This is a genomic window from Yersinia sp. IP36721 (assembly GCF_003634395.1).
Taxonomy (GTDB): Bacteria; Pseudomonadota; Gammaproteobacteria; order Enterobacterales; family Enterobacteriaceae; genus Yersinia; species Yersinia entomophaga.
This window is the reverse complement of sequence record NZ_QCZL01000001.1, coordinates 372,763-396,804: the sequence shown is the minus strand read 5'-3', so window position 1 is coordinate 396,804 and position 24,042 is coordinate 372,763. Positions and strand designations below refer to the sequence as shown.

Below are 24,042 nucleotides of genomic sequence, written 5' to 3'. Positions count from 1 at the left end.
CAGCTAAAGATGAATAAAATCCACAACTTATCAAAAAACGTTATAAATCATCAATCTACCACCTTAGAGGTATATGAGGGGCAAATTGATTTGCATCAATAAGCGCAATAGCGGGGAGATTAAGGTAAGCGTAGAAAACTAAAAATTGAGGCAAAAATGAGCAAAGTCAAACTTGCCGTCATCGGCAACGGAATGGTCGGGCATCGCTTTATTGAAGATTTACTCGATAAAGCAGACAAAGACGCATTCGACATCACTGTATTCTGCGAAGAGCCTCGCATCGCTTACGATCGGGTTCATCTCTCGTCCTATTTTTCTCACCATACCGCTGAAGAGCTTTCTCTGGTGCGGGAAGGATTTTATGAGAAACACGGTATCAAGGTATTAGTAGGCGAACGGGCTATCACTATCAATCGTAAAGAGAAAGTGATCCACTCCAACAGCGGTCGCACTCTCTATTACGACAAACTGATCATGGCCACCGGCTCTTATCCGTGGATTCCACCGATTAAAGGCAGCGAAGGTCAGGATTGTTTCGTCTACCGTACTATTGAAGACCTGAATGCAATCGAAGCCTGTACCCGCCGCAGTAAGCGCGGTGCCGTGGTCGGCGGTGGTTTGCTGGGTCTGGAAGCCGCTGGCGCGCTGAAAAATCTGGGCGTTGAAACTCATGTAATTGAATTTGCTCCAGTATTAATGGCCGAGCAGCTTGATCCTATGGGCGGGGATCAACTGCGGCAAAAAATTGAACGCATGGGCGTTCGGGTTCATACCGGTAAAAACACTCAGGAAATCGCTCATAGCGGCACCGAATGCCGTAAAACGATGATTTTCGCCGACGGCACCTCGCTGGAAGTGGACTTTATCGTCTTCTCTACCGGTATTCGCCCGCAGGATAAACTCGCTCACCAGTGCGGTCTGGCTACGGCGCGCCGCGGCGGGATTGCCATCAACGATTACTGCCAGACCTCCGATCCCGACGTTTATGCCATCGGTGAATGCGCATCATGGCAGGAACGCACCTTCGGTCTGGTTGCTCCGGGCTACAAAATGGCGCAGGTTGCCGTCGACCACCTGCTAAACCGGGAAAATGCCTTCCAGGGCGCGGATATGAGCGCCAAGCTGAAACTGCTGGGCGTAGACGTCGGCGGCATCGGTGATGCTCATGGACGCACCGAAGGCGCTCGCAGCTACGTGTATCTGGATGAAAGCAAAGAAATCTACAAACGTCTGGTGGTCAGCAAAGACAACAAAACCCTACTGGGTGCGGTGCTAGTGGGCGATACCAGCGATTACGGCAACTTGTTGCAGTTGGCGCTGAACAAAATCACTTTGCCGGAAAACCCGGACAGCCTGATTTTACCGTCTCACGCAGGCAGTAAACCGGCTATCGGCGTAGACTCTCTGCCGGAAACGGCTCAGATCTGCTCCTGCTTCGACGTCACCAAAGGCGATATTATTCAGGCAGTCAATAATGGTTGCCATACCGTGGCAGCGATCAAGTCGGCGACCAAAGCCGGTACCGGCTGCGGCGGTTGTATCCCACTGGTCACTCAGGTACTTAATGCTGAACTGAGTAAGCAGGGGATCGAAGTTAATCACCATCTGTGTGAACACTTCGCTTATTCCCGTCAGGAGCTTTATCACCTGATTCGCGTTGAAGGGATTAAATCTTTTAGCGAACTGCTGAGCAAATACGGTAAAGGCTACGGTTGCGAAGTGTGTAAACCGACCGTTGGCTCGCTACTGGCATCATGCTGGAACGATTATGTGTTGCAGCCTGAATTAACCCCGCTGCAAGACACTAACGACAACTTCCTTGGCAATATCCAAAAAGACGGGACTTACTCAATCATTCCACGCTCCGCCGGCGGGGAAATCACTCCAGAAGGTCTGGTCGCTATCGGGAATATCGGGCGGGAATATAACCTGTATACCAAAATTACCGGTTCACAGCGTATTGGCCTGTTCGGCGCACAGAAAGACGATTTACCCGCAATTTGGGCCAAGTTAATCGACGCTGGCTTCGAAACCGGCCACGCCTATGCCAAAGCCTTACGTATGGCAAAAACCTGCGTGGGTAGCACTTGGTGCCGCTTTGGCGTCGGTGACAGCGTAGGCTTCGGCGTGAAGCTGGAGCATCGCTATAAAGGTATTCGCACTCCGCACAAGATGAAGTTCGGCGTTTCTGGCTGTACCCGTGAGTGTGCTGAGGCGCAGGGGAAAGACGTCGGTATCATTGCAACGGAAAACGGCTGGAACCTGTATGTGTGCGGTAACGGTGGCATGAAACCACGCCACGCCGACCTGCTGGCCGCCGATCTGGACGAAGCCACGCTGATGCGTTATCTCGACCGCTTTATGATGTTCTACATCCGCACCGCCGACAAACTGCAACGCACCTCGGTGTGGCTGGAGAGTCTGGAAGGCGGCATCGCCTATCTGCGTTCAGTCATTATTGACGACAAACTCGGCATTAACGATCAGTTAGAGGCCGATATTGCCCGTCTGCGCGAAGCTGTCATCTGCGAGTGGAAAGCCACTGTGGAAAACCCTGCGGCTCAGGTACGTTTCGCTCACTTTATCAATAGTCCATTACGCGACCCGAACGTTCAGGTGGTTAGCGAACGCGAACAACACCGCCCTGCCCGCCCTGATGAACGCATTCCGGTGCGGATACTTGAACTGGAGAATAACCAATGAGCCAGTGGATCACTGTATGTCCATTAGAGGTCATTTTAACCGGCACCGGCGTCTGTGCGCTGGTCGGGGAAGAACAGGTGGCGATATTTCGCCCTTACGAAGATGAGCAGGTTTTTGCCATCAGTAACATCGATCCTTTTACCGAAGCTAGCGTGCTGTCTCGCGGATTGATAGCCGAACATCAAGGTGACCTGTGGGTCGCCAGCCCGTTGAAAAAACAGCATTTTCGTCTACATGACGGCTTCTGTCTGGAAGATGAAAGCCGCTCGGTACGTCACTTCGACGTTCGGGTTCGCGACGGCATGGTGCAAGTGAAGGTTTAAGCGATCTGATGCGGCGACACGGTAAAAATTATCGCGTCGTCGACGATCAAAATAATTATTTTTATCTTTTGGATCAATTATGTACGCAGATACTTTGAATAAATGTGCCGCTAATGCAGCGCGCATCGTAAAACTGGCAAAAGAAAGCCCGCTGGGCTTTTGGATTAGCTCGGCAATGGCGGGAGCCTATGTTGGGCTAGCCATCATTTTGATTTTCACCTTAGGCAACCTGGTCGATCCGGCGCTGCGGCCTTTAGTCATGGGGGCAACCTTTGGTCTGGCGCTGACATTAGTCATTATCGCTGGCTCAGAGCTGTTCACCGGTCACACCATGTTCCTGACTCTCGGCGTCAAAGCAGGCACCATCAAATCCAGCCAGATGTGGGCCGTATTGCCGCAAACATGGCTAGGTAATCTGCTGGGCTCGGTATTTGTCGCCCTGCTTTACTACTACGCTGGCGGCAGCCTGTTACCGGTAGATACCAGTCTGGTTCACGCTGCGGCATTGGCTAAAACCACCGCCCCAGCTATGGCCTTATTCTTCAAAGGTGTACTGTGTAACTGGTTGGTTTGCCTGGCAATCTGGATGGCAATTCGCGTTGAAGGCGCAGCCAAATTCCTCGCTATCTGGTGGTGTTTGCTGGCCTTTATCGCTTCAGGCTACGAGCACTCCGTCGCTAACATGACTCTGTTTGCTCTGTCCTGGTTTGGTAATCACAGCGAGGCTTACACCATGAGCGGCATAGGCCACAACCTGCTGTGGGTCACTCTGGGTAACACTCTGTCCGGTGCGGTCTTTATGGGTCTGGGTTACTGGTACGCTACGCCGAAAGATCAGCGTCCGGCAGCGGTCAGCGCCACTGCGCCACAAACCGCGAAGTCATAATTGCGACGGCCAGCCCTACTTCGGGGCTGGCATATGCCGCCACAGAATTAAGGATTGCTGATGGATTACCTACCGATTTTCTGCCAACTGCACCACAAAGACTGCCTGCTGGTAGGCGGTGGCGATATTGCCGAACGCAAAGCGCGCCTGCTGTTAGACGCTGGCGCATGGGTGACCGTCAACGCCTGTGAGTTTTCGCCCCAGTTTCACCTGTGGGCAGAACAGAACCGGATAACGCTGGTGCATGGGGAATTTGCCCCAGAATTATTGGCAGAAAAGTGGCTAGTGATTGCCGCCACGGATCGGGTTGAGGTTAATGCGCTGGTGTATCAAAGCGCCAATCAGCAACGAATTTTCTGCAACGTGGTGGACGATCCTAAACGCGCCAGCTTTATCATGCCGTCGATCATCGACCGCTCGCCGATCATGATTGCAATCTCCTCCGGCGGTAAAGCGCCAGTTTTGGCGCGCCTGCTGCGTGAAAAACTGGAAGCCATGCTGCCACAGCATCTCGGCCAGCTCGCTCGTATAGCCGGTAATCTGCGTCAGCGAGTCAAACGGCAGTTCTCCGCCATGACCGCCCGCCGTCGTTTCTGGGAAAAACTACTGTCTCACGACCGGTTGGCACAGTCTCTGGCCAATGACGATCAAACTCAGGCTAATCAATTAGTCGAGCAGCTCTTTAGCACGCCATTAGAAGATCGCGGCGAAGTGGTTCTGGTCGGCGCAGGCCCCGGCGACGCTGGTTTACTGACGCTGAAAGGTTTGCAGCAAATCCAACAGGCCGATGTAGTGGTTTATGATCGGCTGGTTTCCGATGAGGTGATGAATCTGGTACGCCGTGACGCCGAGCGCATTTTTGTTGGTAAACGCGCCGGACATCACTGCGTACCGCAAGATCAAATCAATCAAATCCTGCTGGAACAAGCGCAGCAAGGTAAACGCGTGGTGCGGCTGAAAGGCGGCGATCCCTTTATTTTTGGTCGCGGCGGCGAAGAGCTGGAAACCCTGTCCGACAGCGGCATTCCTTTCTCAGTGGTTCCGGGCATTACGGCCGCATCCGGCTGTTCAGCTTACAGCGGTATTCCTCTCACTCATCGGGATCACGCTCAGAGCGTACGTTTGGTTACCGGTCATGCCAAAGCCGACGGTCAGTTAGATTGGGCTAATCTGGCGGCGGAGGAGCAAACGCTGGTGTTTTATATGGGGTTATCGCAGGCGAGTGAAATTCAGCGGCAGTTGATTCGCCAAGGTATGAGCAGCGAAACGCCGGTCGCTCTGGTAGAAAACGGAACCTCGCGTCATCAGCGTGTCGTCAGTGGGGAACTTAGTCAATTAGCGCTGCTATCTCAGCAGGTTAGCAGTCCAAGCCTGATTATTGTCGGCAGCGTGGTCAGCCTACGGGAAAAACTGAACTGGTTTTCATCCCAAGAACAAACCAACCCAAATATGCAGCAGGAACAGGCTGAACAAGCCGGTTAATCCTGATAGTTATAAAAATTGACCATGAAAAAAGGGACGAGCTTATCGTCCCTTTTCTTATTGATGCGATTCAGTGAGAAAACGCTCTTGAATCGTTACCGCTTACGGATGAGCGACAAAACCAATGGCTTCATACACTTTCGCCAACGTTTCTTGCGCACGCGCACGCGCTTTAGCAGCGCCATCACGCATTACTGACTGAAGGTAAGCCTCATCATTGCGATATTGATGATAACGCTCCTGAAGCTCGCTCAGCATGCCAGAGACCGCTTCTGCTACCGCACCTTTCAAATGACCGTACATTTGGCCTTCAAATTGTGCTTCCAGCTCAGGAATAGACTGGCCGGTCACGCCAGACAGAATATCCAGCAAATTGGAAACCCCGGCTTTTTCCTTCACGTCATAGCGAATTACCGCCGGTTCATCGGAATCGGTCATGGCGCGTTTGATTTTCTTAACCACAGATTTGGTGTCTTCCAACAGTTCGATAACGTTATTACGGTTATCGTCGGATTTAGACATTTTCTTGGTCGGATCTTGCAAAGACATCACTCGCGCGCCGGCTTTAGGAATAAAAGGCTCTGGAATCTTGAAGATGTCACCGTAAATCGCGTTGAAACGACCGGCGATATCGCGGCTTAACTCCAGATGTTGTTTCTGATCTTCACCCACCGGCACCTGATTGGTTTGGTACAGCAGGATATCCGCCGCCATTAGCACTGGATAGTCAAACAGACCGGCGTTGATATTGTCCGCATGGCGCAGTGACTTGTCTTTAAACTGAGTCATGCGGCTCAGTTCGCCAAAATAGGTATAGCAGTTCAGCGCCCAGCCCAGTTGAGTGTGCTCGGGTACGTGGGACTGAACAAAAATGGTACTTTTTTGCGGATCGATACCGCAGGCCAGATACAGCGCCAGCGTATCCAGCGTTCTTTTTCTCAGTAAAGTCGCGTCCTGACGGGCAGTAATGGCATGCAGATCCACGATGCAATAAATGCAATCATAGTCATCCTGCATCTGTACCCACTGACGCAGAGCACCCATGTAGTTGCCAATGGTCAGTTCACCGGACGGCTGAGCGCCGCTAAATACAATGGGTTTACTCATTTTACGCTTCCTGATTTTTTAAAGATGACAGCCCAATCGTGGGCAACAGATCGGCAAAGTGCGTTAAAACGCGATCCGGATGACTCGTGGCAATAGATTCGCCATAGTTATATCCGTAGGTCAGCCCTACGCAAGGGCAACCGGCGGCCTGAGCGGCCATAATGTCATTGCGGGAATCCCCGACAAACAGCAATTCGCTGGCGCGCAGCCCCAGTTTTCCCAGCATCAGATACAGCGGAGCCGGGTGAGGTTTCTTCTCGACAACATCATCCCCACCAATAACCAGTGAGAAATAATCTGCGATACCTAAAGAAGCCAGCAGCGGCGCGACAAACGGCGTCGGTTTGTTGGTAATCAGCCCCATCGGCAGACCGGAGGCGGCTAACTGTGCCAACGTGTCTTTTACCTGAGGAAACAATTGGCTACCGCGCTCAACTGTCTGGGCGTAGTAGCCATCAAAGAGTACGCGAGTGCGCTGGCAAATCTCATCCTGAGGCTCTACGCCAGCCCAACGCAGCGCGCGCTCAACTAAGACGTCGGCACCGTTGCCTATCCAGGTGGAAACTCGCTCCAAACCTGCTTTAGGCAACCCCTGATGCTCTAATGCCATATCCATCGCGCTGGCCAAGCCCGGCGCACTGTCAACTAAAGTGCCGTCCAGATCAAAAGCCAGCCCGCGGATAGAGTTAAATTCAGTCATGAGCCGCCATCGCCAGCTCGCTGCGCATTGCGTCAATCACCGCAGCGTAATCAGATTTACCGAAAATAGCCGAACCGGCAACAAACATGTCTGCACCTGCGGCGGCGATTTCACGAATATTATCGACCTTCACGCCGCCATCGACTTCCAGACGAATGTCATAACCGCTGGCATCGATACGTTGGCGCACTTGACGCAGTTTATTCAAGGTTTCAGGAATAAACGACTGACCGCCGAAGCCTGGGTTTACGGACATCAGCAAAATCACATCCAGTTTATCCATGACATAATCGAGGTAGCTCAAAGGCGTTGCAGGGTTAAATACCAAACCGGCCTTACAGCCGTGGTCTTTAATCAGTTGCAGAGTGCGATCGATGTGTTCGCTGGCTTCAGGATGGAAAGAAATATAGCTGGCGCCCGCTTTGGCAAAATCTGGAACGATGCGATCAACAGGTTTAACCATCAGATGCACGTCAATCGGCGCGGTAATACCATAATCACGCAGCGCCTGGCACACCATGGGACCCATCGTCAGATTGGGAACGTAATGGTTATCCATCACGTCAAAATGAACCACATCAGCGCCCGCAGCAATCACCTTCGCGGTATCTTCACCTAACCGGGCAAAATCTGCCGACAGAATGGACGGGGCAATCAAAAACTTTTTCATCCGCTTCTCCAAACTTTTTATCTGCCCCACAAAGCTCACATAGGCTTCGGGAAGCACGAGGGTTTGTATCCTTACCAGGCGGGAAATCCCACTTAGCTGTACAGCGCCAAAAGCTCGTTCACTTTGCTACGACCAAGAATATTACGGCTGATAGTGCGGCGCGCTTTCACCACATGTAATGACGCCTGATGATACCAATCTCGCGTCAATTCAGTATCGTGATTAGAAATAAGCACTGGAATCCGGTTTTCAGATGAAAGCTGATAAGCCAGACGAGCCAGATTTTTTTGATCTGCAATGCCAAAGTTATTGGTGTGGTACGCCGTAAAGTTCGCCGTTGCAGATAGCGGCGCGTAAGGCGGATCGCAATAAACAACGGAGCCGGAAGCTGCTTTTAGCAAGGTTTCCTGATAGTGCTCGCAGACAAAAACCGCATTTTTAGATTTTTCCGCGAACCAATACAACTCGGCCTCAGGGAAATACGGTTTTTTGTAACGCCCGAAAGGTACGTTGAACTCACCGCTCAAATTATAACGACACAGACCGTTATAACAATGACGATTCAGATAGAGGAACAACAATGCGCGCCGGTAAGGATCTTCACAGGCATTAAACTCATGCCGAATCAGGTAAAACTGATCGGAATTGTTGTACTCATCGGTAAATAAAAGACGAGAGTCACGCACAAAATCATCCGTGCGTAACTTCACTATGTTGTAGAGGTTGATTAGGTCGCTGTTGATATCGGCCAAAATATACGATTCATACTCAGTGTTCAAAAACACTGAACCCGCACCTACGAATGGCTCAATCAAGCAGTCTCCCGCTGGCAGATGGCGTCGAATGTCATCAACCAGCGGATATTTCCCACCAGCCCATTTTAAAAAAGCGCGGTTTTTCTTCATGCCGTCAGTTAGCTACTTAATAATTCAGAGCCGCAGATTGTACTCTGTTTCAGACAGCACATCAGCGCACAAATAAAAATGATTTATTTTTTCAGGTCTTGCTGCACTTGGTGCACAGGTTTGACCCACGGTTTTTTCGCCTGAACGTCGGCTGGCAAACTCGAAATCGCCTTCTTCGCTTCCGCTGAAGTAGCATAATTTCCACTGACCAACACGTACCAAGGCTTACCATCACGTTTAGTTTCGTAAACCTGATAGTGAGTTAATTTTTGCTGTTTCGCATAGGCATTCAGCGTATCGGAACGAGAGGCGCTGCTTAACTGTAAGGTAAAGTGGCTACCTGGCGCGTTCTTCAATGCCCCACCGCTGCTGGCTGGTGCTGCAGTATTTTTGGCCGCTGTACTACCAGTACCCGCTGCTTGGGTATTTTTATGCGCATTAGCCACAGGTTTAGCGGCAGTTTTCTGCGCGGGACGCGTGGTGTTATCACGTACTGCTGGCGTTTTGATCTCTTTTGAAGAAGATACGGTAGCCGGTGCCGTTGGCAACGTCGATGTCACCGCGCCATTCATATTCTGTGAAACCGAATCCACCTGCCCCTGCTGCTGAGACAGTGCATCAGACATGTTTCCCGGTAAATCAACGCGCTGGGTTGGCGCATTACCATTCGCCATTGGCTGTGCTTCAGTAGGGGTGGATGAAACCGGCGGAGCCGTCAACTCTTGCGGCTGGCCACTATTCTGTACGCCGTTGCCGTCATGACCATCGCTGGTGTTGCTCGCCGTACCCGGCTGAGCGCCACTGCCGTTGGTCAGTGAAGAGGAATCAGAAAGAATGATATCTCTGGCCGCAACGTTAGGATTCTGCTGAGAAGCTTCATGCTGCGTTGGCGCTTTTAACGCGGAACCGATAGCAATGATGATCAACAGCAACACCAAAATACCAATACCAATCATCAAATGCTGGCGTGAGAGAGCAATTTTGGGGCCGTTCGAAGTCTTGCGCGAACGCGTAGGACGGCGATCGCTGGTATCAGGCTTCAGATCGTCTTCCGGTTTTAACTCATCCATCTAAACCCTCCAACTCGAGGCAAAAGCCTACCGTTGCATACAGCGACGGTCCGGCAGATTAAGTTGACTGACAACAAAGAGACCAGAACGGACCTTTGCGAAGAATATGATGTTTATAGCATACAACATCATAATACTTATGCCATTTACCCTGCCAGACACTCGGCAATAGAAGCAAGGACTATCTCGTGAGAGATGCCGCCGCGTACCTCTGATTTGCCAATAGCAGTAGGCAGTACCAGCCGGAGTTCACCCGCCAATACTTTTTTATCGCGCATCATGTGCGGCAGATAAGATTCTGGTGCCATCTCCTGCGGGCCGCTGACCGGTAAACCGGCACGAACCAACAGTCGTTTAATTCGTTCAATATCACTGGAAGAGAACTGCCCGATTAATCGGGCGGTTTCCGCAGCCATAACCATACCTGCGGCAACGGCTTCGCCGTGCAACCACACTCCGTAGCCCATTTCGGCTTCGATAGCATGGCCATAAGTATGACCTAAATTGAGTTGCGCACGCAGCCCATTCTCTTCTCGCTCATCGGCAGCAACCACTTCGGCTTTCAGCTCGCAGCAGCGGCGGATGCAGTAACCCAGCGCATCCATATCCAGCGCCAGCAACGCGTCGATGTTGTTTTCCAGCCAGACAAAGAATTCGGAATCAAGAATGATGCCATATTTGATCACTTCGGCCAGGCCAGAAGCAAGCTCACGAGATGGCAGGGTTTTCAGGCAATCGAGATCAACAATGACCGAAGCGGGTTGGTAAAACGCTCCGATCATGTTTTTGCCTAACGGGTGATTAACCGCAGTTTTTCCGCCCACAGATGAATCCACCTGAGAGAGAAGTGTGGTAGGGACTTGAATAAAGCGGACGCCACGCTGATAACAGGCAGCGGCAAAACCGGTCAGGTCGCCTACTACACCACCGCCTAAAGCAATAAGCGTAGTATCACGACCGTGCGGTTTTTCCAGAAGGGCAGAAAATACCTGCTCCAGAACGCTGAGAGATTTATACTGCTCGCCATCAGGCAGAATCACCTGATCAACTCGAATACCGCCTTCCTCCAGCACTGCCCGGATAGAATCCAGATAGAGAGGAGCAAGCGTTTGGTTGGTAACCAGCATTACCTGATCACCCGCCTTCAGCGGTTTAAAAGAGGCCGGATCGTTAAACAATCCTGCGGCTATCGTAATAGGGTAGCTACGCTCCCCTAACGTGACAGTAATCTTCTCCATGTCGCGCTCAGTGACCTTCTTAACGTAACTTAACTGACACCCGAAGGCATAAGTAGAATGCTAAAATCAATTACTTTCCAGCATGTTGATGATCTGGTTAGCAACAACTTTCGCGCTTTGATCGTCAGTGCGGATGGTGACATCTGCAATTTCTTCGTACAGCGGATTACGTTCTTTTGCCAGTGCTTCAAGCACTTCACGTGGAGGCGCATCAACCTGTAACAACGGACGTTTTTTGTCGCGTTGAGTACGAGCCAGTTGCTTCTCGATCGTGGTTTCCAGGTACACCACAACGCCACGGGCTGACAAACGGTTACGGGTTTCCTTAGACTTCACAGAACCCCCACCGGTCGCCAGAACAATGCCCTGTTTTTCCGTTAGTTCATTAATAACTTTTTCTTCGCGATCGCGGAAACCTTCTTCGCCTTCCACGTCGAATACCCAGCCCACGTCAGCTCCGGTACGTCGCTCAATTTCTTGATCGGAGTCGAAGAACTCCATATTGAGTTGCTGAGCTAACTGACGACCAATAGTGCTTTTGCCGGCACCCATAGGCCCAACCAGAAAGATATTGCGTTTCTCTGCCATGTTTTTGGTATTACTAAGACTATTCGTTAATGATAACCCGCCCCGCCAATCACACCAGCGGCGGGACCTAAACTGAAACCTCATAAGCGATAGTGCGAGATCAGACGGAAAATTATCTCAGCACTTCTGGTAGTTTGGCAACCGAATAAATCGTTGTACACGTCGTGGGAGGGAAACCATACGTTTTTATCGGCGTATCAACGTTACTTAAAACCTCGGAGCTCAATTCGGTAACCCTTGTAAGCTAAATACGTCGCAGCGTCAAACTTAGAAGTCCCCAATCACACAAAAAGTTGTAGATCATCATCAAGAATAGACTCTTTTTATCTATTGCCTACCCAAGTGCGCTAAGTGTTAATTAATCGGGGTGTGATGAAAATGACCAACTCCCGCCTGCTCTGCGCGTTGGCATCCTGTTTAAACAAATTGCCCAGCAGAGGGATATTGGACAAAACCGGCACTTTATTTGCACCCTGAGTATTTTTTTGCTGAAAGATACCACCCAGAACAATCGTCTCACCGTCATGAACGGTAATTTGCGTTTTAATTTCCTGTTTATCGATCGCCAGTGCCTCACCTTCACCGCGTTTAATCGCCATTCCGGGCATATTCTGGCTAATTTTTAATTTCAGGGTAATTTTTCCCGCAGCCAAAATTCTCGGCGTGACCTCCATTCCCAATACGGCTTCCTTAAATTCAATAGTGGTTCCCCCGTTTTTGCCATTGGTGACATGATAAGGAATATCGGTACCTTGTTTGATGCTGGCGGTTTGCTGGTGAGAAGTCATCAGCCGCGGGCTGGCAATGATTTCCACCTGATTTTCTTGCTCCAAAGCGCTTAGCTCCAAATCCAACAGGCGGCCACTAATACGCGCCACGTGAAACCCGGCGGTCAACGCGCTGTTTTGAATAGGTAAACCGACGTTAAAATTATTTATTTTGAGTGGGGCACTTTGCCCTTCACTGGCAGGTAGCCCCCAGCGAACACCCAGTTCATGCAGGCTTTCACTGCCGATGGTGACGATATGGGCAGCAAGTTGCACCTGCTGTAGTGGCGAATCCAATTCTGCCAGCCAAGATTTCATAACTTCTATCGATTCTGCGGTATCACGAATCAGCAATCTATTGGTACGTTTATCCGCCATTACCCGCCCCTTATCGGACAGTAATCCGCCCTGCCCGTTGTTCAGGCTGGCGGCAACATCTTCTACGTTGGCATGCTGCAAAATATGCGAATAATTGCTGAGTAAATCAGGTTGCACTGCTTTTCTGGCCTTAGCCGCAGCTTCATCAACCATTAACCTTTCTGAAGCTTCCTGTCTGGTCATCACCAACAGGACATTCCCTTCCTGTTCGGCAACCAGATTACCCATGCGCATGACGGTTTTTAACGCCTGCGACCATGGAACGTTTTCCAAACGTAAACTCAGGCTACCGCCGACGCTGGCGGACGTCACCAGATTCATATATTGATAATCGGCTAAGGCTTGCAATATGACGGATACCGGGGTCTGTTGAAATGTCAGAGACACCGAGGGTTCACGAGCTTCACTGCGTGTTAATAAGCAGAGGATAAATAGCAGAGATAGCCCCGCCCAACGCAAAAATGTTATTAAATACAACGTGGTTAAATACAATATTGGTAAACACATAGGCAAACATCCTTTTAATACCGTTGTTTCATCCTTTATTACCCGGTTCCATTAGAAACCAGGATACCGGCGGTGACATCATCTTGCAGGAACCGTCCATTCCGCTGTAACTCATATTGATTTGCCGCAGCCCTATGTGCGTTACGCGCCAGTGACTCTGAATAAATTCGCCTTCAGCCAAACGACGCCATTCGCCATCCGACTTTTCCAACCAGACACGATATTCACCCGGTGCGCCGACTATCCCTCGCAGCGACCATTGGCTCATAGCAGCATCAGCACGCTCTCGGCAGGAAAGCGTGATGACCGGTTGGAACGGATTACGGAGTGGAACAAACTCAGAAGTGGCTCGACTGACCGCCATCATCGATGCCATTACCATCACCGACGCTATTAATAGTAAGTTTTTCTGACCGTTCCTTGTCATTCTCATCCTCCTCGTACTGCCCTCTTAACCTCAGTCTGAGGTTTAATCCCGACGCTTCCGCAGTAATATGTAAATGCTCTATCAAAAAGGGGGGATAAAGAGCGTTGAGGCTCCCCAGCAAGTGAATGGCTCCAGAGTAATCCATACTGAGAAGCCCCTCCCATTGCGATACTCCTACCTTATTTTTGTTTTTTACCTCTAACTGTTGCCATCGTAATACCTGGCCACCGGTTGCAACCACCCACTCCCCAATATGGCTGATTAAAGATTTAGTCGGGTTTTCAGCCGTTTTTAGTTGCTGATACAAATGCCACGCTTCGCGCTGCTGTCCAAGCTGATCCAGCGTGGGCATCTGGGCGATATCCTGTTGCCGCTGCGCCAGAGAAATTCGTTGCGTTTCAATGTGTTCCCTTTCGTTGACTCTGAGCAACAGCTCCGGTCTGATGAGCACGGCGTAGCACGTAAAACCGATAAATAAGGTTGTAATGATTAGCCAGAGATAAAGCACCCCGCCCGATTGACTCATCCAGCGTAGATAATAATTATTCATCGACCAGACTCCCCGAAATCCAGCGAACCTTGATCGCAAAACCCCCATTGTTTTCTCGCTGCTGTATATCGTGAACCTGCGCGTTATCCCAATGGTTTGCGGTTTTCTCCTTTGTCTCCGTTAATTTTTCATATAGCTGACCAATTGCTGGATAGTCACGACAGATGGCATCAAAATCCGTCGTTTTTTGGTCATGTACTAATTGTGTGATCCAACAATCTGTCGGCATGGATTGAGACAGAGTATTCAACAACACAAGATAATGCTGAGTTCGGCGGGAGATTTGCCTATCGCGATGGTGATGTTCTTTGAGTTTTTGCAACTCAGTCACCCGTTTTTGAATTCGTTGATGCAACGAGTCCAGCGCTGATTGACGATGGGATAATTTGCCGATCTCCGCCCCACGCTCAACCCTTTCATAACGCAACAAAAAAGTAATACATGCCAATATCAAGGCTGTCATCGCTAAATGTCCTATCAGCAAATTTCGCCATAAACGATAGCGTGCCTGTTGTCGGCTAACGCGCCAGGGCAAAAAGTTAACTTGATACATCGGTGTCCTCCGGGCGAATAGCCAACCCTCCCGCTAAAGCAAAAGCTCCGGGCAAAATAGGAAGTGGCGGCTGTTGCTGTCTAAAAGCAATAAAAGGAGACCAGGGAAGCGTATTCTCAGGGATAGGTTCATCGCCAATACTGCTGTAATAAACACCGAAAGCTGGCTCACCGGTTGGCGGGTTCAACCGATGTAATTCCGTCAAAATAGCCTTGGTATCGCTTCCCTCCTGCGCCGTAATCAAACCATAGCGAAAAGGCATATCCGCAGAGGTAGTCCATAGCCATTCCCGCTCAATACGGTGAAGTAGTAGATGTCGAGGCGGTAATTTGGCGGCTACGGCCATATAACGAAGCGCGCAGGGTGAAATATCAATCGCATCAGGCATGAAGTTTGCCTGCTGCAGGCAATCCTGCCAGCGAGAAATATCCTGCTGGCGAGCCGCAGTGATTAACAGCTGCCGTTCATCGGCGCTATTTGTGCGGTAATCCAACGCCAGAGTTTGGCCACTCAAAGGAAACTGCCGAGCGGCGGCGTTATAAATAAACTGGCTGCGCTCAGGTTCTCTCAGCCGTTTATCCGGGCGAGGAAAGCTTTGCTGTAATATGCGCTGAACCGGCAAGGCAATACGTAAAGAAATATGTCTTGGTAATTGCCGGCGTAAATGCGAAAGCAACTCGCTCAACGCCTCTAAATGTTGTAAATTCCCATTCAGTAAAACGCCGTCCGGTAATGGCTGTTGCCACCAATGGCGCAGTTGCCAGCCATATCGTCGCCTCAATACCGCTAACGCCCGGACGCAGTTCATTTGAATATCCAGCCCAACCTGCCATATTTTCTGTGCGCACATCTTCATCGACCTCCATATCGAGAGAGCATAAAAGAACGTATCCACGGTGCATGGCTTGCCTTTATACTACGGCGCGGTTGTTTATAAACTGCCCAAATGACATTGAATGGGAAATCTCAGGTGAAGTTCGTAAAGTATTTTTTGATCCTTACGGTGTGTTGCATTTTACTGGGAGCAGCCTCGATATTTGGCCTGTACAAATATATTGAGCCTCAGCTACCCGACGTTGCCACGCTGAAAGACGTCCGGTTACAAACACCTATGCTGGTGTATAGCGCCGATGGCGAATTGATCGCCCAATTTGGTGAGAAACGCCGAATTCCGCTGTCTTTAAAGCAAATTCCGCCTGAAATGGTGCACGCCTTTATTGCGACGGAAGATAGCCGTTTCTATGAGCACCACGGCGTTGATCCGGTCGGTATATTGCGTGCCGCATCCATCGCTTTAGTTTCTGGCCGCGCCTCTCAGGGAGCCAGTACCATCACCCAGCAGCTGGCGAGAAACTTCTTCCTTAGCCCGGAACGGACTTTGATGCGTAAAATCAAAGAGGCCTTTCTGGCAGTGCGTATTGAGCAGTTACTGACTAAGGATGAAATTCTTGAACTGTATCTGAACAAAATTTATCTTGGTTACCGCGCCTATGGCGTTGGTGCTGCGGCGCAGGTATATTTTGGCAAAGAAATTAATCAGTTAACTCTGAGCGAAATTGCCATGATCGCCGGTTTGCCGAAGGCGCCGTCGACCTTTAACCCGCTTTATTCGCACGATCGTGCCGTATCGCGTCGTAATGTTGTGTTATCCCGAATGCTGGATGAAAAATACATTACTCAGGCGCAATACGATCAGGCACGCAGTGAACCTCTAGTCGCTCATTATCATGCGCCAGAAATCGCCTTCTCAGCGCCTTATCTGGCTGAAATGGTGCGTCAGGAAATGATCAAACGTTATGGCGAGAATGCCTATACCGATGGTTATCAGGTTTACACCACTATCACCAAAAAACTCCAGTTAGCCGCTGTGGATTCTCTACGAGCCAACGTTTTGGCCTATGACATGCGCCACGGTTATCGCGGCCCGTCAAACGTACTGTGGAAAGTGGGTGAAGCCGCCTGGACGCAGCAACAGATTGTCGATTCTTTAAAAACTCTGCCGGTTTACGGCCCGCTGCGCCCTGCGGTTGTGACTCAGACGACGGCTGAACAGGCGACAGCTATATTAGCCGACGGCAGCAGCGTCACGTTGCCAATGGCCGGGATGCGTTGGGCGCGGGCGTTTAAATCCGATACGGCTCAAGGCCCTACGCCGAAACGCGTGACTGATGTAGTACAAGCTGGACAACAAATCTGGGTGCGTCAGGTCGGCGATATCTGGTGGCTGGCGCAGGTGCCGGACGTGAACTCCGCATTGGTTTCAATCGACCCCAATAACGGTGCAATTAAAGCGTTGGTTGGCGGTTTTGACTTTAACCAAAGCAAGTTTAACCGTGCAACTCAGGCATTGCGTCAGGTTGGTTCGAATATCAAACCTTTCCTGTATACCGCTGCGATGGATAAAGGCTTAACGCTGGCGACCATTCTCAACGATTTGCCGATTACTCGTTGGGATGCCGGTGCAGGCACTGACTGGCGGCCGAAAAACTCCCCGCCGAGCTACGATGGTCCAATCCGCTTACGTCAAGGCTTAGGTCAATCGAAAAACGTCGTTATGGTGCGAGCCATGCGCGCCATGGGCGTCGATTATGCTGCGGAATATCTGCAACGCTTCGGTTTCCCTGCGCAGAATATCGTACATTCCGAGTCGCTCGCGCTGGGTTCCGCGTCCTTTACTCCATTGCAGGTCGCGCGCGGTTACGCGGTGATGGCAAACGGTGGTTATTTGGTTGACCCTTACTTCATCACTAAAATCACCGATGAAGCCAATAATGTCCTGTTCGAAGCCAAACCGAAGATTGTGTGCAATGATTGCAATTTGCCTGTTATTTACGGCGATACGCAGCGTTCTGTGGTGCTTTCTGACGACAACGTAGAGAACGTGGCAACCTCGCAGAATAATACCGCAAGCACCGTTCCGATGCCGGAGCTAGAGCAGGTTTCGCCGTCTCAGGTTAAACAAGATAGCGATCAGCAGTATGCACCGCACGTTATCAGCACTCCGCTGGCGTTCCTGATTAAAGATGCGATGAATACCAACATCTTCGGCGAGCCAGGTTGGATGGGAACCGGCTGGCGCGCGGGCCGCGATCTGAAACGACACGATATTGGCGGTAAAACTGGTACTACCAACAGCTCGAAAGATGCCTGGTTCTCTGGTTATGGCCCGGATACCGTAACGTCAGTGTGGATCGGCTTTGATGACCATCGACGTAACCTCGGCCGCAGTACCGCTTCTGGCGCTATTCCAGACCAGATCGCCGGCGGTGAAGGTGGAGCGAAAACCGCTCAGCCTGCGTGGAATGATTTCATGAAAGTCGCTCTGGAAGGTATCCCTGAACAGAAAACAACGCCGCCTCCGGGCGTGGTTACCGTGGTGATCGATAAACGTACCGGCAAGCTGTCTGACGGCGGTTCGGGTAGCCGACCTGAGTACTTTATCGAAGGAACGCAGCCGACGGAACACGCGGTTCAGGAAGTGGGTACGACGCTCATGGACAACGGCCAGAGTCAGGAATTGTTCTAGTTGGGAGCCGCGCTAGCCGGAAACAGTTTTAACGGTATTCGCGAATAAAAAACCGGCCAGTCTTCAGGATTGGCCGGTTTTTTTTATCATTCCAAAAGAGAAAGTTAACGTGAGAGAGTCGAATTAAAGAAGGCCTGAGCGAGGAATAACGCGCTCACATTACGCGCCTCATTAAAATCAGGATCTTTCAGCAACGCCATCATATTCGCAATCGGCCAGCGCACCTGCGGCAAAGGTTCTGGCTCATCCCCTTCCAGACTTTGCGGGTACAAATCTCGTGCGACGACAATATTCATTTTGCTGGAAAAGTAAGATGGGGCCATCGTCAGCTTGGTCAGATAATCAAAACGCTTGGCACCAAAGCCAACTTCTTCCATCAATTCACGGTTCGCCGCATCCAGAACTTCTTCTCCCGGATCGATTAACCCTTTAGGGAACCCCAGCTCATAGGATTCAATTCCCACGGCATATTCGCGAATCAGCAACAGATCTTCGCCGATAATCGGCACGATCATAACCGCTTCGCGATTGGAGGGGCGCATTCGTTCGTAAAGACGACGGACGCCGTTACTAAACTCAAGATCGACCGCCTCTACGTTAAATAAGCGGGAGCGGGCAACCGTTTCGACATTAAGAATTTTAGGTTTTTGCAGGTGTTTCATGATAGCCCCGAATGAATAATTCACCTCTAATATGACGTTTTATTAGGGCGTACCAGCCTGCCAAAATGTGCTTCAGGCCAATCTTTTCCTGTCCAGAATAATGCTAACGTCTTGGGTGCAGGGATAGTTTTAAAACTTGATCACATTGTGCGTTAATGAGAACCTTTATCGCAACGCCGTTAGATATAATTTACCCGTTTTTAACATGACAATCGGTTTAGTCAAAATTTAGTCGGTTAGAAACTGGCCTATTTAGGCAGCAAGAACGTTAAAGTATGAAGATGAAAATAGGAATATGCTGATATTACCCGCGTATTACCCCTGTTATCTTTGTCGCCTAACAGGCAGTTGAAGAGCCCCTACACCAGATCATATCGCTGAGCAGAATGCCGCTATACCCGCTCACGAAATAACTCTTCCGTATGCCTCGACACGATTTTTATGCATAATATGCATTCTTTCATAGAGTTAACGAGGTTTGGTAGCACTCGGATGGGGATGGGATGAGCACAATAGTGTTGATATTGGCCTTACTCTTGACCAGCCTTGTCGCTGTTGCATTGCTATGGTGGTTCAAATATCACCAAATCTCTGCCGTTCCCGTGGCGCTCCCGTTTGTCAAACCCACGCATCGTACCCTTACGCCTGAAGAACGCGTCGCCGTCGAGAATTACCTGCTTAATCAATCCGAAAATGGCACCTTTAAAAAGCTGCCGGGTCTGGATTCACATCTGGATCAAGGGCATTCGTCCTCGTCTAACGAGCTGGCGTTGATCCCGGAAAGCGATAATGTCTATGCCGTCACCCGCGCTATTACCCGCTACGGCGTGGCTAGCGATGAACCGAATAAATGGCGTTACTACCTTGATGCCACCGAAGTGCATTTACCCCCGTTCTGGGAACAATTCATCGCGCAGGATAATTACGTCGAAGTCATTCAGACAAAAACTATCCCATTGGTGATCTCTTTAAATGGTCACTCCCTTAAAGATCACACGTTGGAAGCCCCAACGCCGCGAGTCGCCCAGTCTGCGCCACAAAATGCGTCTATCCGTAAAGAAGACAGCGAACACGTCGCCTTGGTCAATATTCGCAAGGAAACGCCGGAAGAACATGCGATTTACGGGCCTACCGGCCTGAGAGAAGCGGCGACTATCTGTTTGGCTTTGCTGCTTCTATTCCTCAGCCTTATTAGTCCTGGGGTAGTATTGCCATGGCTGATTCTTGTCTCTATCGCCCTGCTTTCCTGGGCCTGCTGGAAGTTATTCCGACCACTTTCAGAATCGGATTTAAAGGAAGTTCATTGCCTGAGTGGCACGCCAAAGCGTTGGGGATTATTTGGCGAGTCCAATCAAGGGCAGATGAATAACATCTCTTTGGGCATTATCGACTTGATTTATCCGCCTCACTGGCAGGCTTATTTCGCCCACGATCTGGGTAAGAAAACCAACGTTGATATTTATCTAAATCGGCAGGTCGTCCGTCAGGGACGCTATTTATCCCTGCATGATGAAATGAAAAATTTTCCATTGCAGCGCTGGGGCAAAAACCTGACGTTAATGCTCGGTTCATTAGCGATTCTGATATTGCTGGTCGTTTATGTTCCGCTCGGTCTGCCGCTAAAACTCAGCATGGCGTGGATTCAGGGTGCACAAAGCCAGCAGGTCACTAGTGTACAAGCTTTGGAAAAGATGCCGCTTCGCATTGGCGATATGCTGAAAGCTCAGGGAACGGGTATGTGCTATGTGCCGCCTAACGCTCTCGGCCCGCATAATTTTGCTTTTACGCCTTTCGATTGCTCTAGCATTTACTGGAATACCGCATCTCCGCTACCACAGCCTGAGTCGGAAACTATTGAAAAAGCCGCTGCACTGCTGGCGACGGTCAATCAGCAATTGCACCCGCAGGACAGCAGCGATCCTAACGTTAACCCACAGTTAGCGACAGCGATTGAAAAGTCCGGGATGATTCTGCTGAATAACTTTTCCGATATTGTACTGAAAACCAAAGAGTTATGCAGAAGCGAAGCCGATTGCGTACGTCTGAAAAACGCCTTGGTCAATTTAGGCAACGCCAAGAACTGGGCGGCGCTCACCAAAAAAGCACAGTCTGGCGCGCTCAAAGGTATGAACGTGTTATTACGTCCGGTCAGCGCCGATGCGTTGGAAAGTTTGGTGAATACCGCTACCTCTTCCTTCGTTTACCGCGAAACTCATCTGGCTACCGAGGCATTAAATAGCCCGCCGCCGGGCGGTTTCCTGATCAGCAGCGATGAAGGCAAACAGCTGGTCAACCATCCTATTCCTGCCGTTCCGCTGTTTGATTACAGTGCGTTAGAGCAGTGGCGAGAACTTCAGCGGCTCTCTGGTTTGCTGCTGAATACCCCGTTTAAAGCTGAAGGAGTCATCACCAGCATTACCGTTGATGCCAACGGTACGCGTCATGTTACTTTGCATAGCGAACCGGACGTTATCACGCTCAGCCGCTATTTAGGCACCAGCCTGTTGTTATTCGCCTTGATTATTTGCCTGTCCGTCAACGGCTACCTGGTCATTAAGCGTATGCGCCAAAATCGCACCCGCATGGAAGATATTCAACGCTATTATGATAGCTGCTTTAGCACTCACCTTACCGCTACGCCTTATCTTCGCTAAGCGCCAGAATCCGCCTACGCAGCATCAGCCACGCGCAGACCTTGTCATTTTGGTATGCTAGGCTAAATATTATCTGCTAAATCGTCCGTCGCTGTTCCCCCTCAAACAGCCAGAATGCCTGCTTATTTTATTGGAGTGACCATGCCACTGAATGTTAACTGGCAAGATATCGATACCGTATTATTGGATATGGACGGTACTTTGCTGGATCTGGAGTTCGACAGCTATTTCTGGCTAAAACTGGTGCCTGAAGCTCTAAGCCAGCAGCGGAATATCCCTTTGGAGCAGGCCAAGGCAATTATTAACGATGAATACCACGCGGTGCAGCACACCATGAGCTGGTATTGCTTCGATTACTGGTGCCAACGACTAGATCTAGATATTTATGCCATGACGACGCAGGTCGGGTCGCGCGCCAGTTTGCGTCAGGATACACTGCCGTTTTTGCAGGAATTACGCGACTCCGGGCGGAAAACCATTTTACTGACCAATGCTCATCCCCATAGCCTGAATATTAAAGTTCAGCATACCGGTCTCGATCAGCACCTTGATTTGTTACTTTCCACCCATATATTTGGTTATCCGAAAGAAGATCAGCGTTTGTGGCAGGCCGTGGCTCAACATATCGATTTTGACCCCGCCAGAACCTTATTTGTGGATGACAGCGAAGCCATTTTGGACGCGGCAAAAACCTTTGGTATCCGTTACTGTTTGGGCGTTGAAAACCCTGATTCAAGCTGCGCGGGCAAAGTGTTTCAAAGCCATCCCGCCATCAGCGACTATCGCCAACTGTTGCCAGCCATTCGGCACCACAGCGCGGCTTAGCAGACAGGAGATTCTGTGAAAGAAAAATCCGCTCCCGATGACGCCGTTCGTCTGGATAAATGGCTATGGGCTGCGCGTTTTTACAAAACCCGCGCAATGGCCAGAGAGATGATTGATGGCGGTAAAGTTCATTACAACGGCCAGCGGGGGAAACCCAGTAAACTGGTTGAATTGAATGCGGAAATTCGGTTGCGACAAGGGAATGACGAGCGCACGGTTCGAATTCTGTCCATACACAGCCAGCGGCGCGGTGCGGCGGAAGCGCAGGCAATGTATGAAGAAACGGAAACCAGTATCGCCAACCGGGAGAAAGTAGCTCAGGCACGTAAACTCAATGCTCTGACCATGCCCCATCCGGATCGACGGCCGGATAAAAAAGAGCGTCGCAATCTGATCAAATTTAAATACGGCGAGTCGGAATAACCGGCTGCTTTTAAGAGAGAAAACTATGTCTAATCACGACCAATTACACCGCTATCTATTCAACCATCATGCGGTACGCGGCGAGCTGGTAACCGTTAATGAAACTTATCAACAGATTATCGCGAACCATGATTACCCCGCGCCGGTTAAAAAGCTGCTGGGTGAACTGTTGGTCGCTACCAGCCTGTTGACCGCTACTCTGAAATTTGACGGCGATATCACCGTACAGCTGCAGGGCGATGGCCCGTTGACTCTGGCCGTAATCAACGGCAATAACCAGCAGGAACTAAGAGGCGTGGCTCGCACCAACGGCGAAATTGCCGAAGACAGCTCGCTGAAGCAAATGATTGGTAATGGTTATATGGTGATAACCATTACACCAGCTAAAGGTGAACGTTATCAGGGTGTTGTTGGCTTGGAAGGCGACACTCTGGCCGAATGTCTGGAAAGCTATTTCATGCAGTCCGAACAGCTACCGACCCGCCTGTTTATCCGTACCGGTGAAGTCGAAGGTAAAGCGGCGGCAGCGGGTATGCTGTTGCAGGTTCTGCCTGCCGAAGAGCGAAATGAAGACGAATTCGACCATTTGGCGCAGCTGACAACCACTATCAAGGCGGAAGAACTGTTCACCCTGCCAGCCAATGAAGTGCTGTATCGCCTGTATCATCAGGAAGAAGTGACTATTTATGATCCGCAGAATGTCAGCTTCCGTTGCACCTGTTCCCGTGAACGATGCATGGACGCTTTAGTGACTCTGCCTGTTGAAGAAGTGCAGGAAATGCTTGAGCAGGATGGTCAAATTGATATGCACTGCGAATATTGTGGCACTCACCATATTTTTGACGCTGTAGATATCGCCAATTTGCTCAGCGGAAACAGCCCGTCTGACGATCAAATCCATTAATTATTCTGTTCTTTCCGGGCACATTTACTGTGCCCGGTGATTCCTGCCGTTTCACGCTTGCTATAATTCGTGTGCTATCTCTCATAACCTAGCTAAAAATAGGTCATTTATTAAAATCTTTGATAGCAATCGCTGTTAATCGAGGCTGAGGATTTACAATCGGTGGCATAAAAATAAGACGACCCTAGGAGTTA

22 protein-coding genes are annotated in these 24,042 nt (G+C 50.3%); 9 read left to right on the top strand and 13 right to left on the bottom strand.

The window, feature by feature from the left end:
- Positions 1-156 precede the first annotated feature (156 nt).
- The 4 genes from nirB to cysG all read left to right on the top strand — a co-directional run bounded on the left by nirB (position 157) and on the right by cysG (position 5,394).
- Positions 157-2,703, top strand: a complete 2,547-nt coding sequence (nirB, locus tag DBA33_RS01690; RefSeq protein WP_120805354.1) for a nitrite reductase large subunit NirB — start codon at positions 157-159, stop codon at positions 2,701-2,703.
- On the top strand, positions 2,700-3,026 hold the full coding sequence (nirD, locus tag DBA33_RS01685) for a nitrite reductase small subunit NirD (protein ID WP_120805352.1): 327 nt from the start codon (positions 2,700-2,702) through the stop codon (positions 3,024-3,026). The genes nirB and nirD overlap by 4 nt, the downstream gene beginning before the upstream one ends.
- 79 nt (positions 3,027-3,105) lie before the next feature.
- Positions 3,106-3,912, top strand: coding sequence for a nitrite transporter NirC (gene nirC / locus DBA33_RS01680; RefSeq protein ID WP_120805350.1), 807 nt, complete (start codon positions 3,106-3,108; stop codon positions 3,910-3,912).
- 60 nt (positions 3,913-3,972) lie between these two features.
- The gene (gene cysG / locus DBA33_RS01675; protein WP_120805348.1) at positions 3,973-5,394 is read left to right on the top strand and encodes a siroheme synthase CysG; all 1,422 of its coding nucleotides are present in this window, start codon (positions 3,973-3,975) and stop codon (positions 5,392-5,394) included.
- 102 nt (positions 5,395-5,496) lie between these two features.
- Here the strand turns inward: cysG and trpS are convergent, their stop codons facing one another.
- The 12 genes from trpS to pilM form a co-directional block, all read right to left on the bottom strand.
- A complete protein-coding gene (gene trpS / locus DBA33_RS01670; RefSeq protein WP_064515639.1) occupies positions 5,497-6,501 on the bottom strand; it encodes a tryptophan--tRNA ligase in 1,005 nt (334 codons plus the stop codon).
- Between the two features lies 1 nt (position 6,502).
- The gene (locus DBA33_RS01665; RefSeq protein ID WP_064515640.1) at positions 6,503-7,201 is read right to left on the bottom strand and encodes a phosphoglycolate phosphatase; all 699 of its coding nucleotides are present in this window, start codon (positions 7,199-7,201) and stop codon (positions 6,503-6,505) included.
- Positions 7,194-7,871 (bottom strand): ribulose-phosphate 3-epimerase, encoded by a 678-nt coding sequence (rpe, locus tag DBA33_RS01660; protein ID WP_064515641.1) that lies wholly within the window; start codon positions 7,869-7,871, stop codon positions 7,194-7,196. Before rpe ends, DBA33_RS01665 begins: the two co-directional genes overlap by 8 nt.
- A gap of 92 nt (positions 7,872-7,963) precedes the next feature.
- Positions 7,964-8,776 (bottom strand): adenine-specific DNA-methyltransferase, encoded by an 813-nt coding sequence (dam, locus tag DBA33_RS01655; RefSeq protein WP_064515643.1) that lies wholly within the window; start codon positions 8,774-8,776, stop codon positions 7,964-7,966.
- An 83-nt stretch (positions 8,777-8,859) separates the two neighbouring features.
- On the bottom strand, positions 8,860-9,846 hold the full coding sequence (locus tag DBA33_RS01650) for an SPOR domain-containing protein (RefSeq protein ID WP_120805346.1): 987 nt from the start codon (positions 9,844-9,846) through the stop codon (positions 8,860-8,862).
- 146 nt (positions 9,847-9,992) lie between these two features.
- A complete protein-coding gene (aroB, locus tag DBA33_RS01645; RefSeq protein WP_120805344.1) occupies positions 9,993-11,084 on the bottom strand; it encodes a 3-dehydroquinate synthase in 1,092 nt (363 codons plus the stop codon).
- Positions 11,085-11,150: 66 nt separating this feature from the next.
- Positions 11,151-11,672: a shikimate kinase AroK gene (gene aroK / locus DBA33_RS01640; protein WP_004718471.1), complete on the bottom strand. Its 522-nt coding sequence runs from the start codon at positions 11,670-11,672 to the stop codon at positions 11,151-11,153.
- Between the two features lie 347 nt (positions 11,673-12,019).
- Positions 12,020-13,324, bottom strand: a complete 1,305-nt coding sequence (gene hofQ / locus DBA33_RS01635) for a DNA uptake porin HofQ (RefSeq protein ID WP_084414327.1) — start codon at positions 13,322-13,324, stop codon at positions 12,020-12,022.
- A 28-nt stretch (positions 13,325-13,352) separates the two neighbouring features.
- A complete protein-coding gene (locus tag DBA33_RS01630) occupies positions 13,353-13,700 on the bottom strand; it encodes a DNA utilization family protein (RefSeq protein ID WP_158513763.1) in 348 nt (115 codons plus the stop codon).
- Positions 13,663-14,301 carry a hypothetical protein gene (locus DBA33_RS20590; protein ID WP_162975146.1) on the bottom strand — a complete coding sequence of 213 codons (639 nt, stop codon included), beginning with the start codon at positions 14,299-14,301 and terminating at the stop codon, positions 13,663-13,665. Before DBA33_RS20590 ends, DBA33_RS01630 begins: the two co-directional genes overlap by 38 nt.
- Entirely contained in the window at positions 14,294-14,764 is a 471-nt protein-coding gene (locus DBA33_RS01625; RefSeq protein ID WP_162975145.1) for a hypothetical protein, read from the bottom strand. Before DBA33_RS01625 ends, DBA33_RS20590 begins: the two co-directional genes overlap by 8 nt.
- Positions 14,765-14,840: 76 nt before the next feature.
- Positions 14,841-15,704, bottom strand: coding sequence for a pilus assembly protein PilM (gene pilM / locus DBA33_RS01620; RefSeq protein ID WP_064515651.1), 864 nt, complete (start codon positions 15,702-15,704; stop codon positions 14,841-14,843).
- Between the two features lie 120 nt (positions 15,705-15,824).
- On the opposite strand from pilM, the gene mrcA reads away from it, so the two are divergent.
- Positions 15,825-18,380 (top strand): peptidoglycan glycosyltransferase/peptidoglycan DD-transpeptidase MrcA, encoded by a 2,556-nt coding sequence (mrcA, locus tag DBA33_RS01615; protein WP_064518400.1) that lies wholly within the window; start codon positions 15,825-15,827, stop codon positions 18,378-18,380.
- A 104-nt stretch (positions 18,381-18,484) separates the two neighbouring features.
- Here mrcA and nudE read toward each other — a convergent pair whose 3' ends face one another.
- Positions 18,485-19,042, bottom strand: coding sequence for an ADP compounds hydrolase NudE (gene nudE, locus DBA33_RS01610; protein WP_179207946.1), 558 nt, complete (start codon positions 19,040-19,042; stop codon positions 18,485-18,487).
- Positions 19,043-19,545: 503 nt separating this feature from the next.
- Between nudE and DBA33_RS01605 the strand changes: the two genes are divergently transcribed.
- The 4 genes from DBA33_RS01605 to hslO all read left to right on the top strand — a co-directional run bounded on the left by DBA33_RS01605 (position 19,546) and on the right by hslO (position 23,848).
- Entirely contained in the window at positions 19,546-21,696 is a 2,151-nt protein-coding gene (locus DBA33_RS01605) for an intracellular growth attenuator family protein (RefSeq protein WP_120805340.1), read from the top strand.
- A gap of 141 nt (positions 21,697-21,837) precedes the next feature.
- Complete coding sequence (gene yrfG, locus DBA33_RS01600; protein WP_064515653.1) at positions 21,838-22,521, top strand: GMP/IMP nucleotidase; 684 nt, start codon at positions 21,838-21,840, stop codon at positions 22,519-22,521.
- A 15-nt stretch (positions 22,522-22,536) separates the two neighbouring features.
- Positions 22,537-22,944 (top strand): ribosome-associated heat shock protein Hsp15, encoded by a 408-nt coding sequence (gene hslR, locus DBA33_RS01595; protein ID WP_064515654.1) that lies wholly within the window; start codon positions 22,537-22,539, stop codon positions 22,942-22,944.
- A gap of 25 nt (positions 22,945-22,969) precedes the next feature.
- A complete protein-coding gene (gene hslO, locus DBA33_RS01590) occupies positions 22,970-23,848 on the top strand; it encodes an Hsp33 family molecular chaperone HslO (protein ID WP_064515655.1) in 879 nt (292 codons plus the stop codon).
- The last annotated feature ends 194 nt before the right edge of the window (positions 23,849-24,042 follow it).

Coding starts and splice junctions, on each gene's coding strand:
- nirB (WP_120805354.1), top strand. CDS start 157: ATGAGCAAAGTCAAACTTGCCGTCATCGGCAACGGAATGGTCGGGCAT.
- hofQ (WP_084414327.1), bottom strand. CDS start 13,324: ATGTGTTTACCAATATTGTATTTAACCACGTTGTATTTAATAACATTT.
- DBA33_RS20590 (WP_162975146.1), bottom strand. CDS start 14,301: ATGAATAATTATTATCTACGCTGGATGAGTCAATCGGGCGGGGTGCTT.
- nirC (WP_120805350.1), top strand. CDS start 3,106: ATGTACGCAGATACTTTGAATAAATGTGCCGCTAATGCAGCGCGCATC.
- pilM (WP_064515651.1), bottom strand. CDS start 15,704: ATGTGCGCACAGAAAATATGGCAGGTTGGGCTGGATATTCAAATGAAC.
- aroK (WP_004718471.1), bottom strand. CDS start 11,672: ATGGCAGAGAAACGCAATATCTTTCTGGTTGGGCCTATGGGTGCCGGC.
- DBA33_RS01630 (WP_158513763.1), bottom strand. CDS start 13,700: ATGGCATCGATGATGGCGGTCAGTCGAGCCACTTCTGAGTTTGTTCCA.
- cysG (WP_120805348.1), top strand. CDS start 3,973: ATGGATTACCTACCGATTTTCTGCCAACTGCACCACAAAGACTGCCTG.
- aroB (WP_120805344.1), bottom strand. CDS start 11,084: ATGGAGAAGATTACTGTCACGTTAGGGGAGCGTAGCTACCCTATTACG.
- hslO (WP_064515655.1), top strand. CDS start 22,970: ATGTCTAATCACGACCAATTACACCGCTATCTATTCAACCATCATGCG.
- DBA33_RS01625 (WP_162975145.1), bottom strand. CDS start 14,764: ATGACAGCCTTGATATTGGCATGTATTACTTTTTTGTTGCGTTATGAA.
- dam (WP_064515643.1), bottom strand. CDS start 8,776: ATGAAGAAAAACCGCGCTTTTTTAAAATGGGCTGGTGGGAAATATCCG.
- DBA33_RS01665 (WP_064515640.1), bottom strand. CDS start 7,201: ATGACTGAATTTAACTCTATCCGCGGGCTGGCTTTTGATCTGGACGGC.
- rpe (WP_064515641.1), bottom strand. CDS start 7,871: ATGAAAAAGTTTTTGATTGCCCCGTCCATTCTGTCGGCAGATTTTGCC.
- yrfG (WP_064515653.1), top strand. CDS start 21,838: ATGCCACTGAATGTTAACTGGCAAGATATCGATACCGTATTATTGGAT.
- nudE (WP_179207946.1), bottom strand. CDS start 19,042: ATGAAACACCTGCAAAAACCTAAAATTCTTAATGTCGAAACGGTTGCC.
- DBA33_RS01605 (WP_120805340.1), top strand. CDS start 19,546: ATGAGCACAATAGTGTTGATATTGGCCTTACTCTTGACCAGCCTTGTC.
- DBA33_RS01650 (WP_120805346.1), bottom strand. CDS start 9,846: ATGGATGAGTTAAAACCGGAAGACGATCTGAAGCCTGATACCAGCGAT.
- nirD (WP_120805352.1), top strand. CDS start 2,700: ATGAGCCAGTGGATCACTGTATGTCCATTAGAGGTCATTTTAACCGGC.
- trpS (WP_064515639.1), bottom strand. CDS start 6,501: ATGAGTAAACCCATTGTATTTAGCGGCGCTCAGCCGTCCGGTGAACTG.